At 70.2% G+C, this 19,723-nt stretch carries 14 protein-coding genes; 5 read left to right on the top strand and 9 right to left on the bottom strand.

Annotation, left to right across the window (positions count from 1 at the left end):
• Positions 1–52: 52 nt before the first annotated feature.
• Both MHO01S_RS03795 and MHO01S_RS03790 read left to right on the top strand, forming a co-directional pair.
• Positions 53–1,906: an ABC transporter ATP-binding protein gene (locus tag MHO01S_RS03795; RefSeq protein ID WP_061781847.1), complete on the top strand. Its 1,854-nt coding sequence runs from the start codon at positions 53–55 to the stop codon at positions 1,904–1,906.
• Entirely contained in the window at positions 1,903–3,732 is a 1,830-nt protein-coding gene (locus tag MHO01S_RS03790; RefSeq protein ID WP_060960733.1) for an ABC transporter ATP-binding protein, read from the top strand. The genes MHO01S_RS03795 and MHO01S_RS03790 overlap by 4 nt, the downstream gene beginning before the upstream one ends.
• A gap of 203 nt (positions 3,733–3,935) precedes the next feature.
• Here the strand turns inward: MHO01S_RS03790 and MHO01S_RS03785 are convergent, their stop codons facing one another.
• The 7 genes from MHO01S_RS03785 to MHO01S_RS03755 form a co-directional block, all read right to left on the bottom strand.
• Positions 3,936–4,790, bottom strand: coding sequence for an endonuclease domain-containing protein (locus tag MHO01S_RS03785; protein WP_255266059.1), 855 nt, complete (start codon positions 4,788–4,790; stop codon positions 3,936–3,938).
• Between the two features lie 215 nt (positions 4,791–5,005).
• Positions 5,006–7,240, bottom strand: a complete 2,235-nt coding sequence (gene yicI / locus MHO01S_RS03780) for an alpha-xylosidase (RefSeq protein WP_061781846.1) — start codon at positions 7,238–7,240, stop codon at positions 5,006–5,008.
• Positions 7,240–8,133, bottom strand: coding sequence for a carbohydrate ABC transporter permease (locus tag MHO01S_RS03775; RefSeq protein ID WP_082734265.1), 894 nt, complete (start codon positions 8,131–8,133; stop codon positions 7,240–7,242). Before MHO01S_RS03775 ends, yicI begins: the two co-directional genes overlap by 1 nt.
• Positions 8,133–9,095 (bottom strand): carbohydrate ABC transporter permease, encoded by a 963-nt coding sequence (locus tag MHO01S_RS03770; RefSeq protein ID WP_060960735.1) that lies wholly within the window; start codon positions 9,093–9,095, stop codon positions 8,133–8,135. The genes MHO01S_RS03775 and MHO01S_RS03770 overlap by 1 nt, the downstream gene beginning before the upstream one ends.
• 77 nt (positions 9,096–9,172) lie before the next feature.
• Entirely contained in the window at positions 9,173–10,492 is a 1,320-nt protein-coding gene (locus tag MHO01S_RS03765) for an ABC transporter substrate-binding protein (RefSeq protein ID WP_060960736.1), read from the bottom strand.
• A gap of 143 nt (positions 10,493–10,635) precedes the next feature.
• Complete coding sequence (locus tag MHO01S_RS03760) at positions 10,636–11,652, bottom strand: LacI family DNA-binding transcriptional regulator (protein WP_060960737.1); 1,017 nt, start codon at positions 11,650–11,652, stop codon at positions 10,636–10,638.
• A gap of 128 nt (positions 11,653–11,780) precedes the next feature.
• Positions 11,781–12,233 carry a GNAT family N-acetyltransferase gene (locus MHO01S_RS03755; RefSeq protein ID WP_060960738.1) on the bottom strand — a complete coding sequence of 151 codons (453 nt, stop codon included), beginning with the start codon at positions 12,231–12,233 and terminating at the stop codon, positions 11,781–11,783.
• 186 nt (positions 12,234–12,419) lie between these two features.
• On the opposite strand from MHO01S_RS03755, the gene MHO01S_RS03750 reads away from it, so the two are divergent.
• Positions 12,420–14,636, top strand: a complete 2,217-nt coding sequence (locus tag MHO01S_RS03750; RefSeq protein ID WP_060960775.1) for an NADP-dependent isocitrate dehydrogenase — start codon at positions 12,420–12,422, stop codon at positions 14,634–14,636.
• A gap of 252 nt (positions 14,637–14,888) precedes the next feature.
• Here the strand turns inward: MHO01S_RS03750 and MHO01S_RS03745 are convergent, their stop codons facing one another.
• Together MHO01S_RS03745 and MHO01S_RS03740 are read right to left on the bottom strand one after the other, a co-directional pair.
• The gene (locus MHO01S_RS03745; RefSeq protein WP_061781845.1) at positions 14,889–16,394 is read right to left on the bottom strand and encodes a L,D-transpeptidase family protein; all 1,506 of its coding nucleotides are present in this window, start codon (positions 16,392–16,394) and stop codon (positions 14,889–14,891) included.
• Positions 16,395–16,487: 93 nt separating this feature from the next.
• Entirely contained in the window at positions 16,488–16,952 is a 465-nt protein-coding gene (locus tag MHO01S_RS03740; protein WP_255266058.1) for a hypothetical protein, read from the bottom strand.
• A gap of 112 nt (positions 16,953–17,064) precedes the next feature.
• Here MHO01S_RS03740 and MHO01S_RS03735 point away from each other — a divergent pair, with 112 nt between their 5' ends.
• Both MHO01S_RS03735 and MHO01S_RS03730 read left to right on the top strand, forming a co-directional pair.
• The gene (locus tag MHO01S_RS03735) at positions 17,065–18,243 is read left to right on the top strand and encodes an ROK family transcriptional regulator (RefSeq protein ID WP_061781844.1); all 1,179 of its coding nucleotides are present in this window, start codon (positions 17,065–17,067) and stop codon (positions 18,241–18,243) included.
• Between the two features lie 62 nt (positions 18,244–18,305).
• The gene (locus MHO01S_RS03730; RefSeq protein ID WP_060960739.1) at positions 18,306–19,583 is read left to right on the top strand and encodes an extracellular solute-binding protein; all 1,278 of its coding nucleotides are present in this window, start codon (positions 18,306–18,308) and stop codon (positions 19,581–19,583) included.
• Positions 19,584–19,723: the final 140 nt, after the last annotated feature.

The raw sequence follows: 19,723 nt of genomic DNA, 5'->3' as shown, positions 1-19,723 counted from the left end.
ACTCATCGCCGACCCGTGACCTCGGCATCCGCTCCACCCCTTCGCAAGGATCATGACCTCCTCCTCCGAGCACCTCGAGCCCGTCGAGCGCCTGTCCACCGTCCGCGCCCTCGCCCGGCTGTACCCCTTCGCCAAACCCGTCCTGCCGCGCCTGATCCTGGGCGCCGTCAGCGCCCTCGTCGCGAGCCTGCTCGCCCTGTCGATCCCGCTCGTGCTCGAAGTGCTCGTGCAGGGCCCGATCGCCGCCGGTGCCTCCAGCGCCGGCGACCGCAGCCAGCTCGTCTGGGGCGCCGCGATCATCCTCGTGCTCGGCCTGCTCGAGGCCGTCATGGTGTGGCTGCGGCGCTGGTTCGTGCTGGCGCCGTCGACCAAGGTCGAGTACGACCTGCGCACGAGCTTCTACGAGCGGCTGCAGCGCCTGCCGGTCGCGTTCCACGACCGGTGGCAGTCGGGCCAGCTGCTGTCGCGCATGATGCAGGACATCAGCATGCTGCGCCGCTGGATGGCCTTCGGCATCGTGCTGCTGGTCGTCAACCTGCTGACCATCCTCGTCGGCATGGCGCTGCTCTTCCGGTGGCACTGGGCGCTCGGCGTCACCTTCCTCATCGTGTGCGCACCCCTCTGGTACGCCGGCTACCGGTTCGAGAAGACGTACGGCACCCTCGCGCGCCAGAGCCAGGACCAGGCCGGCGACCTCGCGACCAGCGTCGAGGAGAGCGTGCACGGCATCCGCGTGCTGAAGGCCTTCGGGCGGGGGAAGCACGCCCTGCAGAAGTTCACCCGGCAGGCCGAGACGCTGCGCGAGACCGAGCTGAGCAAGGCGCGCGCCGTCGGCTGGATCTGGTTCTGGCTGGTGCTGCTGCCCGAGATCGCGTTCGCCCTGTGCCTCGGCGTCGGCATCGTGCTGCAGCAGCTCGGCCAGCTGTCGATCGCCGAGCTCGTGGCCTTCTTCGCCATGGCGACGGTGCTCCGCTGGCCCATGGAGTCGATCGGCTTCCTCTTCTCGTTCCTGCTCGACGCGCGCACGGCGAGCGATCGCATCTTCGAGGTCTTCGACGAGGAGAACACGATCACCGACGCCGCGGCCCCCGTCGTGCTGGGCTCGTCGCGCGGCGCGCTCGCGTTCGAGGGGGTCCACTTCCGCTACCAGGATGCCGGGGACGGCGAGCGCGACCTCCTCGACGGCATCGACCTGACGCTCGTGCCGGGGGAGACCATGGCCCTCGTCGGCCTCACCGGTTCGGGCAAGACGACGCTCACGACGCTGCCGGCCCGGCTGTACGACGTGACCGGCGGACGCGTGACGGTCGACGGCGTGGACGTCCGCGACCTCACCCTCACGGAGCTGCGCACGCATGTGGGGATGGCGTTCGAGGACTCGACGCTCTTCTCGCAGACGGTGCGCGAGAACGTGCTGCTCGGCCGCGAGGACCTGGCCGCGGGAAGCCCCGAGGCCGAGGCGGTGCTGCGCGAAGCGCTCGCCGTCGCGCAGGCCGGCTTCGTCGAGGACCTGCCCGACGGGGTCGACACGATCATCGGCGAGGAGGGGCTGTCGCTGTCCGGTGGACAGCGCCAGCGGCTCGCGCTCGCCCGGGCCATCGCGGCCCGCCCGGCCGTGCTGGTGCTCGACGACCCCCTGTCGGCGCTCGACGTCGACACCGAGGCGCTCGTCGAGGACGCCCTCCGCGAGGTCATGGCCGACACCACGACGCTCGTCATCGCCCACCGGCCGTCGACCGTGATGCTCGCCGATCGGGTCGCGCTCCTGGAGGAGGGCCGCATCACGGCCGTCGGCACCCACGCCGAGTTGCTGCGCACGAGCGAGCACTACCGGCACGTCATCTCGAGTCTGGAAGACGCCGAGGAACAGAACACCCGCCTGCGGGAGACGGAGGTGAACCGATGAGCTCAACGGGAGGCACGGCGTCCGTCGCCGGCACCACCGGTGAAGACCGCTCGGACTACACGCGCGCCGAGTCGCGCTCGATCCGCCAGCGCTCGCTGCGCCTGCTGGGCTCGCTCGTCGACCCGCTGCGGTGGCAGCTCGTGCTGGCGCTGGCCGTGCTCGTCGTCTCCACGGCGCTGCGCGTCGCGGGCCCCGCGCTGATCGCGTACGGCCTGAACACGGCGCTGCCGCAGGCCATGCAGGATGCCGACTGGATGCCGACGATCGTCATCGTCGCCGTCTACCTCCTCGCCGGCATCGGCGGGGCGGCGCTCATCGGCTGGTACGCGGTCGTGGCCGCGCGGCTGACGCAGGCGGTCATGCTCGACCTGCGCACCCGCATCTTCCTGCACACCCAGCGGCTCAGCCTGGAGTTCCACGAGTCGTACACGTCGGGCCGCATCATCTCGCGCCAGACGAGCGACCTCGACTCCATCCGCGAGCTGCTCGACGGCGGGCTCAACGAGCTCGTCTCGGGCGTGCTCTACGGCGCGTTCACGCTGATCGCGCTGCTGCTGCTGGACTGGCAGTCGGGCGTCATCCTCGCCGTCGCGGGCATCCCGCTGTACCTGCTGATGCGCTGGTTCTACCGCAACTCGCAGCGTGCATACCGGGAGTCGCGCGTGGTCAGCGCCAAGGTGATCGTCAAGTTCGTCGAGACGATGACCGGCATCCGCGCCGTGAAGGCCTTCCGCAAGGAGCCTCGCAACGACGAGGAGTTCGGCGACCTGTCGGGACAGTACCGCGACGTCAACATGCGCTCGCTCCGGCTGTTCGGCACGTTCGAGCCGGGGATGATGGCGGTCTCGGCCTTCGCCGTCGCGGGCGTGCTCCTCTGGGGCGGTCTGCGGGTGGTCGACGGGACCCTGCTCGTGGGCACCCTGCTGGCCGCCGTCCTGTACGTGCGGAACTTCTTCTCGCCGCTGCAGGAAGTCGCCATGTTCCTGAACTCCTACCAGTCGGCCACGGCCGCGCTGGAGAAGGTGTCGGGCGTGCTGGAGGAGGAGCCGACCGTTCCCGACCCCGTGCGTCCGGTCGACCTCTGGAAGGCGTCCGGTCACGTGGAGTTCCGCGACGTCGTGTTCGGCTACGCGGACGACCGCACGATCCTGCCGCACTTCTCGCTCGACATCCCCGCCGGGCAGACGATCGCCCTGGTCGGCACGACGGGCGCCGGCAAGTCGACGCTCGCGAAGCTCGTGTCGCGGTTCTACGACCCGTCGCATGGCGCGGTCACGCTCGACGGCGTCGACCTGAGGTCGCTGCATCCCAAGGACCTCCGTCGCGCGATCGTGATGGTGACGCAGGAGGCGTACCTGTTCAGCGGCACCGTCGCCGACAACATCGCGCTCGGCAAGCCCGACGCGACGTTCGAGGAGATCCGGGCCGCGGCCCGCGCGGTGGGCGCCGACACGTTCATCGAGCGCCTGCCCGACGGGTACGACACCGACGTCAACAAGCGCGGCGGCCGGGTGTCGGCCGGACAGCGTCAGCTGATCTCTTTCGCCCGCGCGTTCCTCGCCGATCCCGCGGTGCTCATCCTGGACGAGGCCACGGCGTCGCTCGACATCCCGAGCGAGCGTCAGATCCAGTCGGCGCTGCAGACGCTGCTGGCCGATCGCACCGCGATCATCATCGCCCACCGGCTGTCGACCGTGTCGATCGCCGACCGGGTGCTCGTGATGGAGCACGGCCGCATCATCGAGGACGACACCCCGGCGGAGCTGATCGCCGGCACGGGCAAGTTCGCCCAGCTGCACAGCGCCTGGAAGCAGTCGCTCGTCTGACCCCCGCCGGTTTCGGCGATGGCCAACAGAATCGGATGCTGCGGCGCGCGGCATCCGATTCTGTTGCGCTGCTCCGAATCCGGTGCGGGCTGGGCTGGGCTGGGTGCCCTGCCGCAGATTCGGAGTTGGGCAGCAGATGCGGATGCGAGGGCTCGCGGCATCCGCATGTGGTGACGTGATCCGAATCCGGTGGCGGCGGGGTGTCAGCGCGCGAGGTGAAGGCCCTGCGCGACCGCGCGGAGGATCGCGGCCTCCACGCGGGGCCACTGATGCACGACCTCGGCGTAGGTGAAGCGCAGCACGGTGTACCCGCGCGCCGTCAGCTCGCGGTCGTGGCTCAGGTCTCGGCCCCGATCGGCGGCCGAGGAATGGAAGGCGAAGCCGTCCAGCTGCGCGACGAGTCGCTCGCCGATGAGGCCGTCGACGTGGTGTCCGAGCAGCAGCACCTGCTGGCGGACGTCGAGGCCGATCCCACGTATCCGCGAGACGAAGAGCGTCTCGAGGCCGGAATCGCTGAGGCCCGTGACCTCCGCCGCCAGTCGCCGCGCATCGGGCGTGCGCCAGCGGTAGCGCCGCAGCACGTGCGGGTCGAGCCGTTCGCGGCGTACGGCGGACTCCCACACGACGAGCGCATCCTCGTGGGGCAGACACCGGGCGAGGTGCGCCAGCGCGTCGGGAACCGACTCGACGAGCACGTGCGGGTGCGACGGCACCAGCGGCGTATCCCAGTGGACGACCACGCCGTCCCCGGAGCGTTCGTCGGGTCGAGGGCGCTGCGCGTGGGCGGGCACGTGCAGGTGCGGACCCGTCGGGATCTCCGGCGGCAGCCACCAGCCGCGGTGGCGAGCCGCCGACACGCAGGCCACCCGCGCACTGACCTCCGCCGCGTGCACGAGCGCGGCCGGGGCCGCGTCCGTGGCCACCCAGAAGCGGCGCACGCGGCGCACCTCGCCCGCCGTGATGGCCGCTCGCAGCGTGGTGGGGCGGATGCCGGCATCCAGCACGGCTCGCCGATGCACGATGCCGCCACCCGCCTCCACCAGCTCTCGGATCCCCACGGTCCGAGACTGCCCGCCCGCACGCCTCCGCACGCCGATCCGCGCGCAGTCGTGCACAACTCGCCGAGCATCCACGGCTGGGGAGGAGCCGACGCGCCCGCAGCGGATGCGGAGGACGTGAACAGATGCGGATGCTGCGGCCCACAGCATCCGCATCTGTCGCCATTCTCCGAATCCGCGAACGCGCGAACGCGAACGCGAACCCGACGGCCGGGTCAGGGGGTCGGCGCGTCCAGGTCGACCTCGAACGTCTGGCGGCGACCGTCGGGGGCGGTGACGACGACCTCCCGCGTCCCGGAGCCGCCCGCGAACACGCGCAGCTCGAGACCGTCGAGGTAGTCGTAGTCCGGCCGGTCGTCGCGCGCGCCCCACGGCAGCACCGCGCCCGGCCGCACGTACAGCGGCAGGGAATCGAACCCGTGGGTCTCGCGCCGCCACCGCCCGCCGCTCACGCGCTCGCCGCTCAGCAGCGAGGTCCACTCGCCGTCGGGCAGGTAGAACTCCACCTCCCCGTCCGCCGACATGACGGGCGCGACCAGCAGCGACGGGCCCAGCATGTACTGGCGGTCGAGGTAGGCGACGGCCGGGTCGCCCGGGAATTCCAGCGCCAGGGGCCGCAGCAGCGGGATGCCGGTGCGCGCCGCGTCGACGCCGAGCTGATGCAGATACGGCATGAGCCGCATCTTGAGGTGGGTGAAGCGGCGCGTCACCGCCACGGCCTCCTCGTCGAAGGCCCACGGCACGCGGTAGGAGTCCGACCCGTGGAAGCGCGAGTGCGAGCTGAGCAGACCGAACGCCGTCCACCTCTTGAACACGGCGGCATCGGGTGTGCCCTCGAAACCGCCGATGTCGTGGCTCCAGTACGCGAAGCCGCTCATCGCGAGCGAGAGACCTCCGCGCAGCGTCTCGGCCATCGAGGTGAAGGTCGAGGTCGAGTCACCGCCCCAGTGCACCGGCATGCTCTGCCCTCCCGCCGTGGCGGAACGGGCGAACAGCACGGCCTCGCCCTCGCCGCGGGTGGCGACCAGCACGTCGTGGACGGCCCGGTTGTACAGCTCGGTGTAGAGGTTGTGCATGCGCTGCGGGTCGCTGCCGTCGGCCCACACGACGTCGGTGGGGATGCGCTCGCCGAAGTCCGTCTTGAAGCAGTCGACGCCCTGGGCGATCAGCGCCCGCAGCTTCTCCTGATACCACGCGGTCGCAGCGGGGTTCGTGAAGTCGACCAGCCCCATGCCGGCCTGCCAGAGGTCCCACTGCCAGATCGAGCCGTCCGCGCGGCGCACGAGGTAGCCGGCATCCGCCGCTTCGCGAAACAGGGGCGAGCGCTGCGCGATGTAGGGGTTGATCCAGACGCACACGCGCAGCTCGCGCTCGTGGAGCCGCGCGAGCATGCCGTCGGGGTCGGGGAACACGCGGGCATCCCACTCGAAGTCGCACCAGTTGAACTCGCGCATCCAGAAGCAGTCGAAGTGGAACACCGACACCGGCAGCTCGCGGGCCGCCATCTCGTCGATGAACGAGGTGATGGTCGCCTCGTCGTAGGCGGTGGTGAAGCTCGTCGACAGCCACAGGCCGTAGGACCACGCCGGCACCACGGGCGGCCGGCCGGTGAGAGCCGTGTAGCGGCGCAGCACGTCGGCGGGCGTCGGCCCTGCGATCACGAAGTACTCCAGCACTTCGCCGGGCACCGAGAACTGCACCCGCTCGACGGCTTCCGACCCCACCTCGAACGACACGTGGCCGGGGTCGTTGACCAGCACGCCGTAGCCGCGGGTGGTGAGGTAGAACGGCACGTTCTTGTAGGCCTGCTCGCTCGAGGTGCCCCCGTCGGCGTTCCAGATGTCGACCGTCTGCCCGTTCTTCACCAGCGGGCCGAAGCGCTCGCCGAGGCCGTAGACGAGCTCGCCGACACCGAGCTCCAGCTGTTCGTGCACGTAGGCGGGGGCGGTGTCCGTGCGCTGCCCGGCCCGGGCGTTGCCGACGATGCCGGTGTCGACCTGAGCGTCGGGGGCCACCCGCAGATAGCCCTGGGATTTGTGGCCGCTGCCGGTGACCCGGCGGCCGTCGACCTCGAAGGAGAGGTCCCACGGGGCGCCGGCCCCGACGCGAGCGGTGAGGATGCCGGCGCGGACGAGACCTTCGGTCTCCGTGATCTCGACGCGGTCGGCCGACCCGCCGGCACCCGGCATCGGGAAACCGCCGTGCCACGCGGCGCCGGTGTGGTGCGCGATCCGCACGCGGATCACCCCTTCGGCGGGCGAGGAGAGGGTCGTGGTCAGCACGGGCCGGTTGAGCACGTCGCCGCGCCGCGCGATGACCGCGGTGGGCGCGGTGACCATCAGCCCGGGGCCGTCGGGGGTGTCGGCGATCTGCCACAGGTCGTACGCCTCCTGCGCGTAGAGCGCGGTGACTCCGGGGCGCAGCTGCCAGAACCCGTCGGTGAACTTCATTACTTGACTGCTCCTGCCGTGATGCCCCGGGTGAGGGTGCGTTGGAAGATGAGGAAGAAGATGAGCGTCGGGATGATGCCCAGCAGGGCCGACGCGCTGGTCGTGGTCACGTCCATGAGGCGGTCGCCCTGGAGCACGCTGATCGCCACCGGCACGGTCTGGTTCGCGTTCGAGGCGAGGAACGTCAGCGGGATGAGGAACTCGTTCCACGTCCAGATGAAGAAGAAGATGAGCAGCACCGACAGCGTGGGACGGCTGATCGGGAAGACGACGCGCCACAGGATCGTCCAGCGTCCGGCGCCGTCGAGGGATGCCGCCTCCAGCACCTCCTTGGGGAAGGTGCCGTACACCGACGACAGCAGGTAGGTGCCGAACGCGGCCTGGACGACCGTGAAGATGATGATCACCGACCAGACGTTGTCGTAGAGGCCGACCGACTTGAACATGTAGTACAGCGGGTAGAGCAGGGCCTCCTGGGGGAGCAGGTTCGCCAGCAGGAACAGCAGCACGATCCAGGTGCGGCCGCGGACGCGGCCGATGCCGATCGCGAACGCGTTGAGCATCGAGATCAGCACCGCGAGCACGGCGACCACCCCGGAGATGAAGAGGGAGTTCCAGACCTTCTGCGGGAAGTTGACCCGCTCCCAGAACTTGGTGATGCCGGTGAAGTCGAGGGCGTGCGGCAGGGCGAGCGGACCCGAGTTCGCGTAGTCGGTCGGCGACTTGAACGAGTTGACCAGCACGAGGTAGAACGGCGCGATCACCAGGAGGGCGCCGACCGCGACCAGCACGAGCATCAGCCAGTCGACTCCGCGTTTGGTGACCATGCCGCCGCGTCCGCGCGGGGCGCGTCGGGGACGGATCGCGGTCGTGAGTACGGTTCCGGCAGCCATCACAGGCCCGCCCTTTCCTTGCGTTCGAGGGAGTTCTGCACCCGGATGAAGACGATCGACACGATGACGACGACGATCGTCAGCACCGTCGCGATGGTGGCGCCGTAGCCGACGTCGCGCTTGGTGAAGAACTCCTGGTAGGCGTAGTACGACGGCACGAGGGTGGCGCCGGCGGGGCCGCCGCGGGTGATGACGTAGACCGGACCGAACACCTTCAGCGCCGCGATCGTGCAGGTGAGGGTGACGACGAAGATCTCCGGACGGATGATGCTGACGGTGATGGACGCGAAGCGCTGGAACCAGTTGGCGCCGTCGAGCTCGGCGGCCTCGTACAGCTCGGGATCGACCCGCTGCAGCGCCGCCATGAACACGACCACGGGATAGCCGATCTGCACCCACACCAGCACCACCATGAGCACGATGAGCGCGGAGGGCATCTGGCCCAGCCAGTCGACGGGGGCGATGCCGACGGCGGCCAGCAGCTGGTTGAGGGCGCCGTCGGCGCCCGGCCGCACGATCCAGCCGATCACGATGCCGGCGACGGCCACCGGCAGGATCTGCGGGAGGTAGTAGGTCGCGCGCAGGAAGCTGCCGACCCGGCCGCCGAACTTGCGTCCGACGACGTCGAACAGGAGCGCGGCGACGATCAGGCCGACGATCGTCGGCACGATCACCATGGCGATGACCATCCACACGGAGTTGAGGAAGGAGGTCCAGAACGCGTCGTCGCCGACGAGCTTGATCCAGTTGTCGACGCCGATGAACTCCGGTGCGCGCACCCCCTTCCAACTCGTGAAGGTGAGGTAGACGTTCCACACCAGCGGGACGATGACGATGACCAGCAGCAGGACGAAGCCGGGCAGCAGGTACAGCCAGTACCCGCCGCGTCCGCCTCCGCGCTGGGGGATGGCGGGTTCGTCGTCGACGACCGGGGTGCGCCGAGAGCGTGTTGTGAGCGACATGCGGTGCTTTCGTTCGGGGGCGGGGCCGGGGGCGGGAGCGGGGGTGGGGGCGGCACGAGGCCGCCCCCACCGGTCGGTCAGCGGTAGTCCGCGGTGCCCTCGTCGTAGGCCTTGCCGAGGTTCGCGTTGGTGGTCGCGGCATCCTGCGTTCCGGTGACGAGGCCCTGGAGCTGCTGGACGATCACGTCGTAGAAGCCCGGAGCCGGCCAGTCGGGGTAGAAGGAGAGGCCGTCCTGGTCGAGGACGCCGTTGAAGACCGAGATGAGCTCCTGGCTCTTCGGGTCGGTGATGTCCTTCGGGTCGGCCGCGACAGGCAGGCCGCCGTTGTTGCCGATGATCGCCTGGATCTCCGGTCGCATCGTGATGTCGATGAACGTGTAGGCGAGGTCCTTGTTCTTCGCGTTCTCCGGAACCACCCACAGATTGCCCGACGAGCCGAGCGACAGCTTCGAGCCCGGGAAGGCCTGCATCGTCCAGTCGAACCCGGTGGCCTGCTCGGTGAAGCGTCCGTACCACCACGAGCCCGACACGAAGATGGGGGAGGTGCCGTTGATGAAGGACACCCCGGCATCCTCGGCCTTGATCGAGGAGACGTCCTTGGCGATGTAGCCCTTGGCGACGTAGTCCTTGAGGGTGTCGCTGGCGTAGGTCGTCTCGGCGCCCTGCCAGTCGACCGGGTTCTTGTAGAGCTGGTAGTCGTTCACCCAGTCGCGGTCGCCGTGGGACAGCGCCAGCTGGTACCAGAGCTGGCCGAGCGGGTACTCCGCGCCGGCCTCGGCGAGCGGGGTGATGCCCTTCGCCACGAACGCGTCGAGCACCTTGACGAACTCGTCGTACGTGGTGGGGATCTCCAGCCCCGCCGCGGCGAAGGCGTCCTTGTTGTAGTAGACGCCGACGAACTCGCCGTAGTTGGGCACGCCGTACCAGGTGTCGCCGCCCATGACGCCCTTGTCGGTGTACTTCGCGGTCGTCTGCAGCGAGGGAGCGAGCTTGTCGGCCCACCCGTACTTCGCCACGGCGTCGGAGATGTCGCTGATCAGTCCCGTCGACGCGAGGAAGCCGGCGGTCGCGTTGCCCTTGTTGAACTCCATGACATCGGGCGCGGCATCCGTGTCGAGCACCTGGCTGGCCGTCTTCTGGATCTGCTCGAACGACTTCTCCTCGAACTCGACCTTGGCGCCGGTCTCCTTCTCGAAGACGTCGATGGCCTCGGCCCAGGCCTTGCCCATCGCGCTGTCGGCGCCCTCGTAGTGCCAGAGCTTGAGGGTCTGGCCGGCGCCGTCGGTGCTGCCTGTGCCGGTGTCGCCGGAGGAGGAGCAGGCGCTGATGCTCAGCGCCGCGGCGGTGAGGATGACGGCGGCGGTCAGTGCCCGCGTCCGCCCTGTGATTCGTGCCATCGTCGGCACTCCTTTCGGTGGGCCGTCATCGGCCCGGTCTGTGATTGCGGTGTTCAGTTGCCGGTGTTCAGTTGCATGTCAGGAGGTGAAGTCTGTCGAAGCGCTTCGATGAACGGCGAACGAAAGCGCTTCCGAGGAAGCGGTCACGCGTGCGGGGGAGTCGTCACCGAGCCCGCGTCGCGGTACACGGGTGCGAGCAGGTGGATGCCGGCGGGCCGGCGCGGGTCGTCGATCCGCGCCAGCGCGAGGTCGACGGCGAGATCGCACGACGCCTCGGGGATCAGCGGGATGGTGTCGAGCTGGGTCGGCAGCTTCGTGGTGTCGAAGGATGCCGCGATCGAGACGATCGAGACGTCCGCGCCCACCTCCGCCCCGCGCTCGGCGAGGGCGGCGAGCACTGCGGCGTGCATGTCGTCGACGCCGTGCAGCAGCAGCGCGGTCGCACCGGCGTCGAGCGCGTCGTTCACGGCCGCGCGCACCGCGTCGGCATCCGTGACGACCTCGCCCGTCGTCGCGAACGAGTGCTCGAGCGCCCGGTGCGCCGCGTGCTCGGCGACGGCGCGGCGGACGCGGGGAGGGAAGTTGGACAGTCGGTAGGTGCTCGCCGGCTGGCCGATGAGGGCGATGCGGCGGTGGCCCGCGTCGGCCACGCGGTCGACGGCGAGTCGTGCGGCCGCCTCGAAATCGAGGTCGACGCAGTCCAGGCCCTCGTGGTCGTCGGGGATGCCGATGAACACCGTCGGCGTGGTGATCGAGCGGGCGATGGCGACCCGCTCGTCGTCGGGCGCGACGTCGAGCACGAGGATCGCGTCGACGAGACCCGAGGCCGTCACCCGCTGCATGCCGGCCGAGGCCTGCTGGTCGGTGAGGAGCAGGATGTCGTAGTCGTGGCGGCGCGCCGCGACGGCCGCCGCCAGCACGAAGGACATGTGCGTCGGCGCGTGGGTCTCGCGTCGCAGCGGCTCGGTGAGGGCGAAGATGTGGGTGAGGCGACCCGCCAGCATGCGGGCTCCGGCGTTCGGGGCGTACCCGAGCCGGTGTGCGGCGTCGATGACGCGGCGGCGCGTGTCAGGGGAGATGGGGCGCTTGCCGCTCAGCGCGTAGGACACGGTGCTGATGGACACGCCGGCGGCCGCAGCCACCTCGTCGATGCGTGCCATGCCGACTCCTCTGTCGTATCGAAGCGCTTCGAGCGAAGCTGGAGATCACGATAGAGCCCTCCGCGTCATCGACGCAAGAGGTTTGTGGATATTGGCAACAAACGGTGACGTGCGAACGACGCGGGCGCCTACAGGCGGATCTCGGCGACGACCTCGCCGAACTCGGTCTCATCGACCGGAGTGAACCCCACGCGACGGAAGAAGGCGTCGGGGCCGCCCTGGCCCTCTTCGTAGATCACGTGCACGTGGTCCATTCCGCGGGCGCGGGCCTCCTCGAGAAGCTGCTCGACCGCGAAGCGGCCGACGCCCCGGCCCTGGTCGTCGGCGTCGACGTTGATGCGCCAGAGCACGGAGCGGAAGTGCTCGTGCAGCGCGTCGGGATCGAAGTTCGCGCTGACGAAGCCGACGACCTCGTCGCCGTCGAGCACCACCCGCTGCCACGCGGTGCTCGGATTGGCCACGGTCCCGGCGACGGCGTAGCTCGTGGGGGCGAGGTACTGCTCCTGACCCGGCTTGAGCGACATGGTGTTCACCGCCACGATGGTGGCGGCCGACAGTTCCTCGAGGCGCAGCTCGGTCATGTGATCAGGCTACCTCGCGCACGGTCATGGTCGGCACCCTCCGAACGGTGAGAAAACGCCAACACGGCAGCGGGGGCGGAGATATCTTGACGTCAAGATATATTCCGGTGATGCGATAGCCTGGTGGGTGACCCCGCGACGCTCACCACGACGCCCACGACGACGCTCACGACGGAGAGATCACACGTGCCCGAGTCCACCATCATCTACACGCACACCGACGAGGCGCCGGCGCTGGCGACGGCCTCTTTTCTGCCGATCGTGAAGGCTTTCGCGGGGCAGGCGGGCGTCGAGATCGACACCCGCGACATCTCCCTCGCGGGCCGCATCCTCGCCGCCTTCCCGCAGCGCCTCTCGCCCGAGCAGCAGGTGGGCGACGCGCTCGCCGAGCTGGGCGGTCTCGCCACCCTGCCCGAGGCGAACATCATCAAGCTGCCGAACATCTCGGCATCCATCCCGCAGCTGAAGGCCGCGATCGCCGAGCTCCAGTCGCAGGGCTACGACATCCCCGACTACCCGGACGACGCCGCCACGGTGGAGGAGAAGGACATCCGCGCCCGCTACGACCGCATCAAGGGATCGGCCGTGAACCCCGTGCTGCGCGAGGGCAACAGCGACCGCCGCGCGCCGCTGGCGGTCAAGAACTACGCGAAGAAGCACCCCCACCGCAACAAGCCCTTCGCCGCCGGGTCCAAGACCCGCGTCGCCACCATGGGCCACGACGACTTCAAGAGCAACGAGAAGAGCTGGATCGCCGCCCACGACGACGTCCTCAGCATCCGTCACACCGCCGTCGACGGCACCGTCACCGTTCTCAAGGACGGCCTCAAGGTGCTGCCGCGCGAGGTCGTCGACGCCACCTTCCTCTCGGCCAAGGCGCTCGACGCCTTCCTCGCCGACACCATCGCCCAGGCCAAGGCGGAGAACGTGCTGTACTCCGTGCACCTGAAGGCCACGATGATGAAGGTCAGCGACCCCATCATCTTCGGCCACGTCGTCCGCGCGTTCTTCGCCGACGTCTTCGACACCTACGGCGCGCAGCTCTCGGCCGCCGGTCTCGACGGCAACAACGGCCTCGGGTCGATCCTCGCCGGGCTGGGCGACCTCGCCGACGGCGACGCGATCTCCGCCCGCATCGCGCAGGACCTCGCGTCGGGCCCCCGTCTCAGCTACGTCAACAGCGACAAGGGCATCACCAACCTGCACGTGCCGTCCGACGTCATCGTCGACGCCTCGATGCCCGCCCTCGTGCGCAACGGCGGAAAGCTGTGGGGCGTCGACGGCGCCGAGGACGACACCATCGCCGTCATCCCCGACTCCTCGTACGCCGGCGTCTACCAGGCCGTCATCGACGACGTGATCGCGAACGGCCCGCTCGACCCCGCGACCATCGGCACGGTGCCGAACGTCGGCCTCATGGCCCAGGCCGCCGAGGAGTACGGCAGCCACGACAAGACCTTCGAGATCCCGGCGGACGGCGTCGTCGAGGTGCTCGACTCCGCCGGCACCGTGCTCATCGAGCACCACGTCGAGAAGGGCGACATCTGGCGCGCGACCCAGGCGAAGCACATCGCGATCATGGATTGGGTGCGCCTGGCCGTCTCCCGCGCCCGCGCCACCGGCGTGCCCGCCGTCTTCTGGCTCGACGTCAACCGCGCCCACGACGCCCAGCTCATCGGCAAGGTGCACCAGGCGCTCGCGACGCTCGACACCGGCGACATCACGATCGTCATCCTCCCGCCCGAGGAGGCGACGCGGTACACGCTCGCGCGCCTGCGCAAGGGCGAGGACACGATCTCGGTGACGGGCAACGTGCTGCGCGACTACCTGACCGACCTCTTCCCGATCCTCGAGGTCGGCACGTCGGCCAAGATGCTCTCGATCGTCCCGCTGCTCGCCGGCGGCGGACTCTTCGAGACCGGCGCGGGCGGCTCGGCCCCCAAGCACGTGCAGCAGCTCCTCGAAGAGGACTACCTGCGGTGGGACTCGCTCGGCGAGTTCTTCGCGCTCGCGGCATCCTTCGAGCACCTCGCCGAGTTCACCGGCAACGCGAAGGCCAAGGTGCTCGCGGACACGCTGGATGCCGCGACCGGCACGTTCCTCGAGGAGGACCGCTCGCCGGGGCGCTCGCTCGGCACGATCGACAACCGCGGCAGCCACTTCTACCTCGGTCTGTACTGGGCCCAGGAGCTGGCGCGCCAGAGCGCGGATGCCGAGCTCGCGGCCGCGTTCGCGCCCGTGGCCGAGAAGCTCGCGGCGGCGGAGCAGGAGATCGTGGCCGAGCTCAACGGTGTGCAGGGGCACCCCGTCGACATCGGCGGCTACTACCACCCCGACGTGGCGAAGGTCACCGCCGTCATGCGTCCGTCGGCGACGCTGAACGCGGTCATCGACGCGCTGTGATCCTCACCGAAGGCGCGGGCTGCGGCCCGCGCCTTCGGCGTTGCCGGCGTGGGGCGTTTCGACTCGGCGCTTCGCGCCTCGCTCAACGACCGGTGAGAGCGCGGTAGCCGCGCCTCGCTCGACGACCGGTGAGACTGCGGCGCCCGGTCAGCTCGGCGCTGCGCGCCTCGCTCGACGACCGGTGAGAGCGCGGCCCACCCCGGTCGTTGAGCGACGAGCGCAGCGAGGAGTCGAAACGCGGCGAGCCCGGGCTCAGTCGTGGATCCACACGTCCACGCCGGTCGGGGACCAGTCGTAGATCTGCTTCGCGCGATAGTTGGGCATGCCGACGCAGCCGTGGCTCTGCGGCGTGCCGAAGTTGTTGTGCCAGTACACGCCGTGGAAGGCCTCGTCGCCGTTGAAGTACATGACCCACTCGACGTTGGGCACGTCGTAGTTCCAGTACGGGTTGTTCGGGTCGGTGCTCGTCATCGTCTGCGAGCGGATGTGGCTGTTGATGCGGAAGTGCCCCGTGTAGGTGGGAGACGCCGGCAGACCGCTGGAGATCGGCCACGAGTCGACGACCGCGCCGTTCTCCTTCAGGTAGAGCATCTGCTCGCTGAGGTTCACCTCGAGCAGGCGCTGCAGCGTCGTCGTGGATGCCGGGGTCACCGTCACCGGGAGGGCGAACGCCGCCTTGCCCGCAGCGAGCTGCGTCGCGAACTCCTGTGCGACGCCGCTGGTGTCGCCGAGCGTGCGGCCGTCGGCGCCGGGCACGCTGGTGTCGAGCACGGTGCCGTCGGAGTTGGTGATCACCGTGCCGTTCGCCGGCGCGCGGTCGACGAGGGCGGCGAGGCCCGACACGGCGGCCTGGATCTTGTCGGCGTCCGCGGTGATCGCGAAGCTCCCCGCGGCGTCGGGGGTCACGGTGAGCCACGACGCGGCGGTCGCGGCGTCGACCGGCACGGTGCGCTCGTCGCCGACGTAGAAGCCGATGGTCTGCAGCATGCCGTTGAGCTGGTCGGCGGCGGCCTGCGCCTTTTCGGTCGAGGCGGGTGCGGCGACCGGGACCGTCGTCGTCGGGACGACCACGGAGCTCTGCCCCGAGACGAACGCGTCGTGGAGCGCCGCGCTGATGGCGTCGAGGTCGAGACCCGTCCCGTCGACGGCGGGCGTGACGGTGTAGGCGGTGCCGGCGAACGCGACGCCCGCGGGGACGGGGTCGACGAAGCTTCCGGGGAGGGCCGCGCGCAGCGCCGCGGTGGCCTTCTCGGCATCCAGGGTCAGGGGGGCATCGACGGCGTCGCCGAACCACTGCGTCACATTCCACAGGGGGCGTTCGTCGAAGGCGGCGTCGGCGAGCGCGCGGGCGTCGACCGTCGCACCGAGCTGAGCGCCCGTCACGGTGGGTCCGCCCTCACCCAGCACGAGCGTGGTGGCGCCGAGCCGCTGACTGATCGCATCGGTCGCGGCGCCGGCCGTGAGGAAGCCCACGGGAACGCCGGCGACGGCCGTGCCGGGGGCGATGAGCACGAGCGAGGCGGCCACGACGCCGACGGCGAGCGCACCGGCGGGAACGCCGATCCACAGCCAGAGGCGCTTCTTCTTCGGCGCCGGCTCGGCCGGGGCCCACTGCACGGGAGGGGCTTCGGACGGAGGCGCCGCGCCCTCGAACGGGTCCACGGGACCGTCGAGAACGGCCGTCGCGGCGGTCGTCGGCGTCGCCGACGAGGGCTCGGGCGTGTGGTCCGCCTCTCGCCCCGTGCCAGGATCGGTCACTTGCAACACCCCCGTGTTCTGCGCGGCCGCGCCCTCCTATGGTACGGGATGGTGCGCCCGGCTCGGCAGAGACGTTCGTCGAGGCTCGTGCGCTCAGCCCTCGGAGCAGATCCGGGTGAACGCGGCCAGTGCCGACCGGATGTCGTCGGTGGTGGTCTGCAGGGCCGTGAGACGGGACAGATCGCCGCCCGCGATCGCCGCGAGGGTGTCGGATGCCGAGGCGAACCCGGTCTGCAGCGGCGGCAGCAGCGCGGCCACCTCGTGGTTGCCGACGGTTCCGGCGGCGGCGCCGAGCCGTTCCGCGACCCCGCCGAGGGCGTCGACCGCGGCGCGCGGGTCGCCGGGGTCGAGCGTCTGCAGCTGGGCCGCGGCATCCTCGACGCCGGCGCGCACGGTGTCGCACGCCTCCGCGACGGTCTGCGTGTCGCCGTCGGACGGCGTGGGGGCGGGGGAGGATGCCGCGCAGCCGGCGAGGGCCAGAGCGCCGGCGAGGGCCAGAGCGCCGGCGAGGATCACGGCGGCGAGCGGGGCGCGGTGGCGCGGCGGCATGGCGGTCATGTCTCTCCTCCTGTGATCGCCCGCGACGGGCAATGTAACGGTTTTGTAAACGGTCCTGCCGAATTGCGTTCCGCGCTTGCGGAACGGAGATTCGTAAGGTCTACTAACAAACATGTCCGGATCCGATGTGCAGCGCACCGCCCCCGAGACGGCCGCCCTCGCGGGCCGGTCGTTCAGCGCAGGCCGCGCGCTGCGTCACGCGGCGAAGGTCCTGCCGGAGCACGCTCGCGCGCACAACCGCTCCCTCGTGCTGCAGACCCTCTTCCACCAGGGTGCCATGAGTCGGGCGGACCTTTCCCGGGAGACCGGCCTGACCCGGGTGACGATCTCCGATCTCGTCGCCGAGCTGATCGACGACGGCTACGTCGCCGAACGCGGCCTGCGCGAGGTGACCGGTCCGGGCAAGCCCGCGATCCTCGTCGACCTCGACCGCGAGGGGCACCGCATCGTCGGGCTCGACCTCTCCGGCACCGACCGCTTCCTCGGCGCCGTGCTCACCCTCGACGGCGAGATCGTCGCGCGCCTCGACGTCGACGTGCCCGCCGATCCCGCCGACATCCTCGCCGTCGTCATCGATCTCGCCCGACGCCTGGTCGCGGATGCGCACGCGCCCGTCCTCGGCATCGGTGTCGGCAGCCCCGGCATCGTCGACGACCGCGGCGTCGTGCTCACGGCGCCGAACCTCGGCTGGCACGACGTCGACCTCGAAGGGGTGCTGCGTGCCGAGCTCGGACTTCCCGTGCTCGTGGCCAATGACGCCAACGCCGCCGTCCTCGCCGAGTACACCTTCGGCGGCGCCGCCGACGACGTGCTCCTCGTTCGCGTCGGCCGCGGCGTTGGCTCGGGACTGCTCGCCGGCGGACAGCCCATGCGCGGCTCGCGCTTCGCCGCGGGCGAGATCGGCCACGTCACGGTCGGCACCGACGGCGGGCCGCGCTGCGTCTGCGGCAAGATCGGCTGCCTCGAGTCGTGGCTGTCGGTGCCCGCCCTCGAGGCGCGGCTCGCGGAGCCCGACGCGGACCGCGACGCGGTACTCCGCGACGCCGGTGCGCGTCTCGGCATCGCACTCGCCCCCATCGTGGGCGTGCTCGACCTGTCGGAGATCGTGCTCTCCGGCATCCCAGAACTTCTCGACGGACCCCTCGCGACCGCGACCGTCGAGACACTGCGCACCCGGACGCTCGCCGAGTTCCACGACGGCGTGCAGGTGCGGATGACGGCGCAGGGGGAGGACATCGTCCTCCGCGGTGCGGCCGTCATGGTCCTGTCAGGACAACTCGGGGTGTCCTGACCCCTCATCCACGGATGGGTCACCGTGCCCCGATACCACCAAGAGAGACAAAGGAAGACACCATGAACAAGAAGCTCGGAGCCCTCGCGCTCCTCGGCGCTTCGGCTGTCGTTCTCGCCGGCTGCGCGGGCGGAAGCTCGGGCGGCACCGACGCCTCGGGCACGCCTGCAGCGGCGCAGCTGCGGGTCTGGCTCGTCGGCACCGACACGCCTCAGGATGCCCGCGACTACCTCAAGAAGACGTTCGAAGCCGACAACCCCGGCTCGACGCTCGTCATCGAGGAGCAGCAGTGGACCGGGCTCGTCGACAAGCTGACCACGAGCCTGTCGTCCAACGACACCCCCGACATCGTCGAGATGGGCAACACGCAGGCGGCCGCCTTCACCTCCAGCGGTGCACTCCTGGACATCTCCGACATCAAGGATCAGATCGGCGGGGACGACCTCCTGCCCGGATTCGTCGAGGCCGGCTCGTGGGACGGCAAGCTCTACGCAGCGCCGTACTATTCGGGCGCCCGCATCGTCTTCTACAACACCACCCAGTACGCCACGGCGGGTGTGCAGGTGCCGACGACCCTCGACGAGTACGTCGCGGGCGGCGAGAAGCTCGCGCAGGCGCTCCCCGGCGTCTCCGGCGTCTACTTCCCCGGCAAGGACTGGTACAACGCCCTCCCGTTCATCTGGGAGAACGGCGGCGAGGTCGCCGTGCAGAAGGACGGCAAGTGGGAAGCGCAGATGTCCAGTGACGCGTCGGTCAAGGGCATCGAGCAGGTGCAGCAGCTCATGACGAAGGCCTCCCTCGCCCCGAAGGACGGCGACGAGACCGAGGCGTGGGTGCCCTTCCGCACCGAGAAGGCCGCCACGCTGTCGGCGCCGAGCTGGGCGTACTGGTCGATCGTCGCCGATGAGGACAAGGCCGAGACGGCGCTGAGCAAGACCGTCGGCTACTATGCGCTCCCCGGCAAGGACGGCGGCGCGGCGAAGGTCTTCGCCGGCGGCTCGAACATCGGGATCGCGGCGAAGTCGGCCAACCCGGAGCTCGCCAAGAGCGCGCTGGAGATCATGCTCAGCGACGAGTACCAGTCGATCCTGGCCAAGGCCGGTCTCGTGCCCGCCAAGAAGTCGCTGGGCGGCGAGGTCGCGGCGGCCACCCCGGAGCTCGCGAAGATCATCGCGGATGCCGCGGCGAACGCCAAGCTGACCCCCGCCTCCCCGAAGTGGGCGGATGTCGAGGCGAAGGGCCTGCTGCAGGACTTCTTCGTCCAGGTCGCCGCCGGCGGCGACGTCAAGACGCTCGCCACCGCGCTGGACGAGCAGATCGACGCCATCCTCAACGGCTGAGTCCACTTCGACTCGCCGGCGTTTCGACTCGTCGCTGCGCTCCGCGCTCAACGACCGGTGGGGGCATCGCCTCCCCGGTCGTTGAGCGAGCGCAGCGCGTCGAAACGCCCCTCATCACCACCACGAAAGGAGACCCGGCG

This window comes from Microbacterium hominis NBRC 15708, from assembly GCF_001592125.1.
GTDB classification, from domain to species: domain Bacteria; phylum Actinomycetota; class Actinomycetes; order Actinomycetales; family Microbacteriaceae; genus Microbacterium; species Microbacterium hominis.
This window is presented reverse-complemented; position numbering and strand designations above follow the sequence as displayed.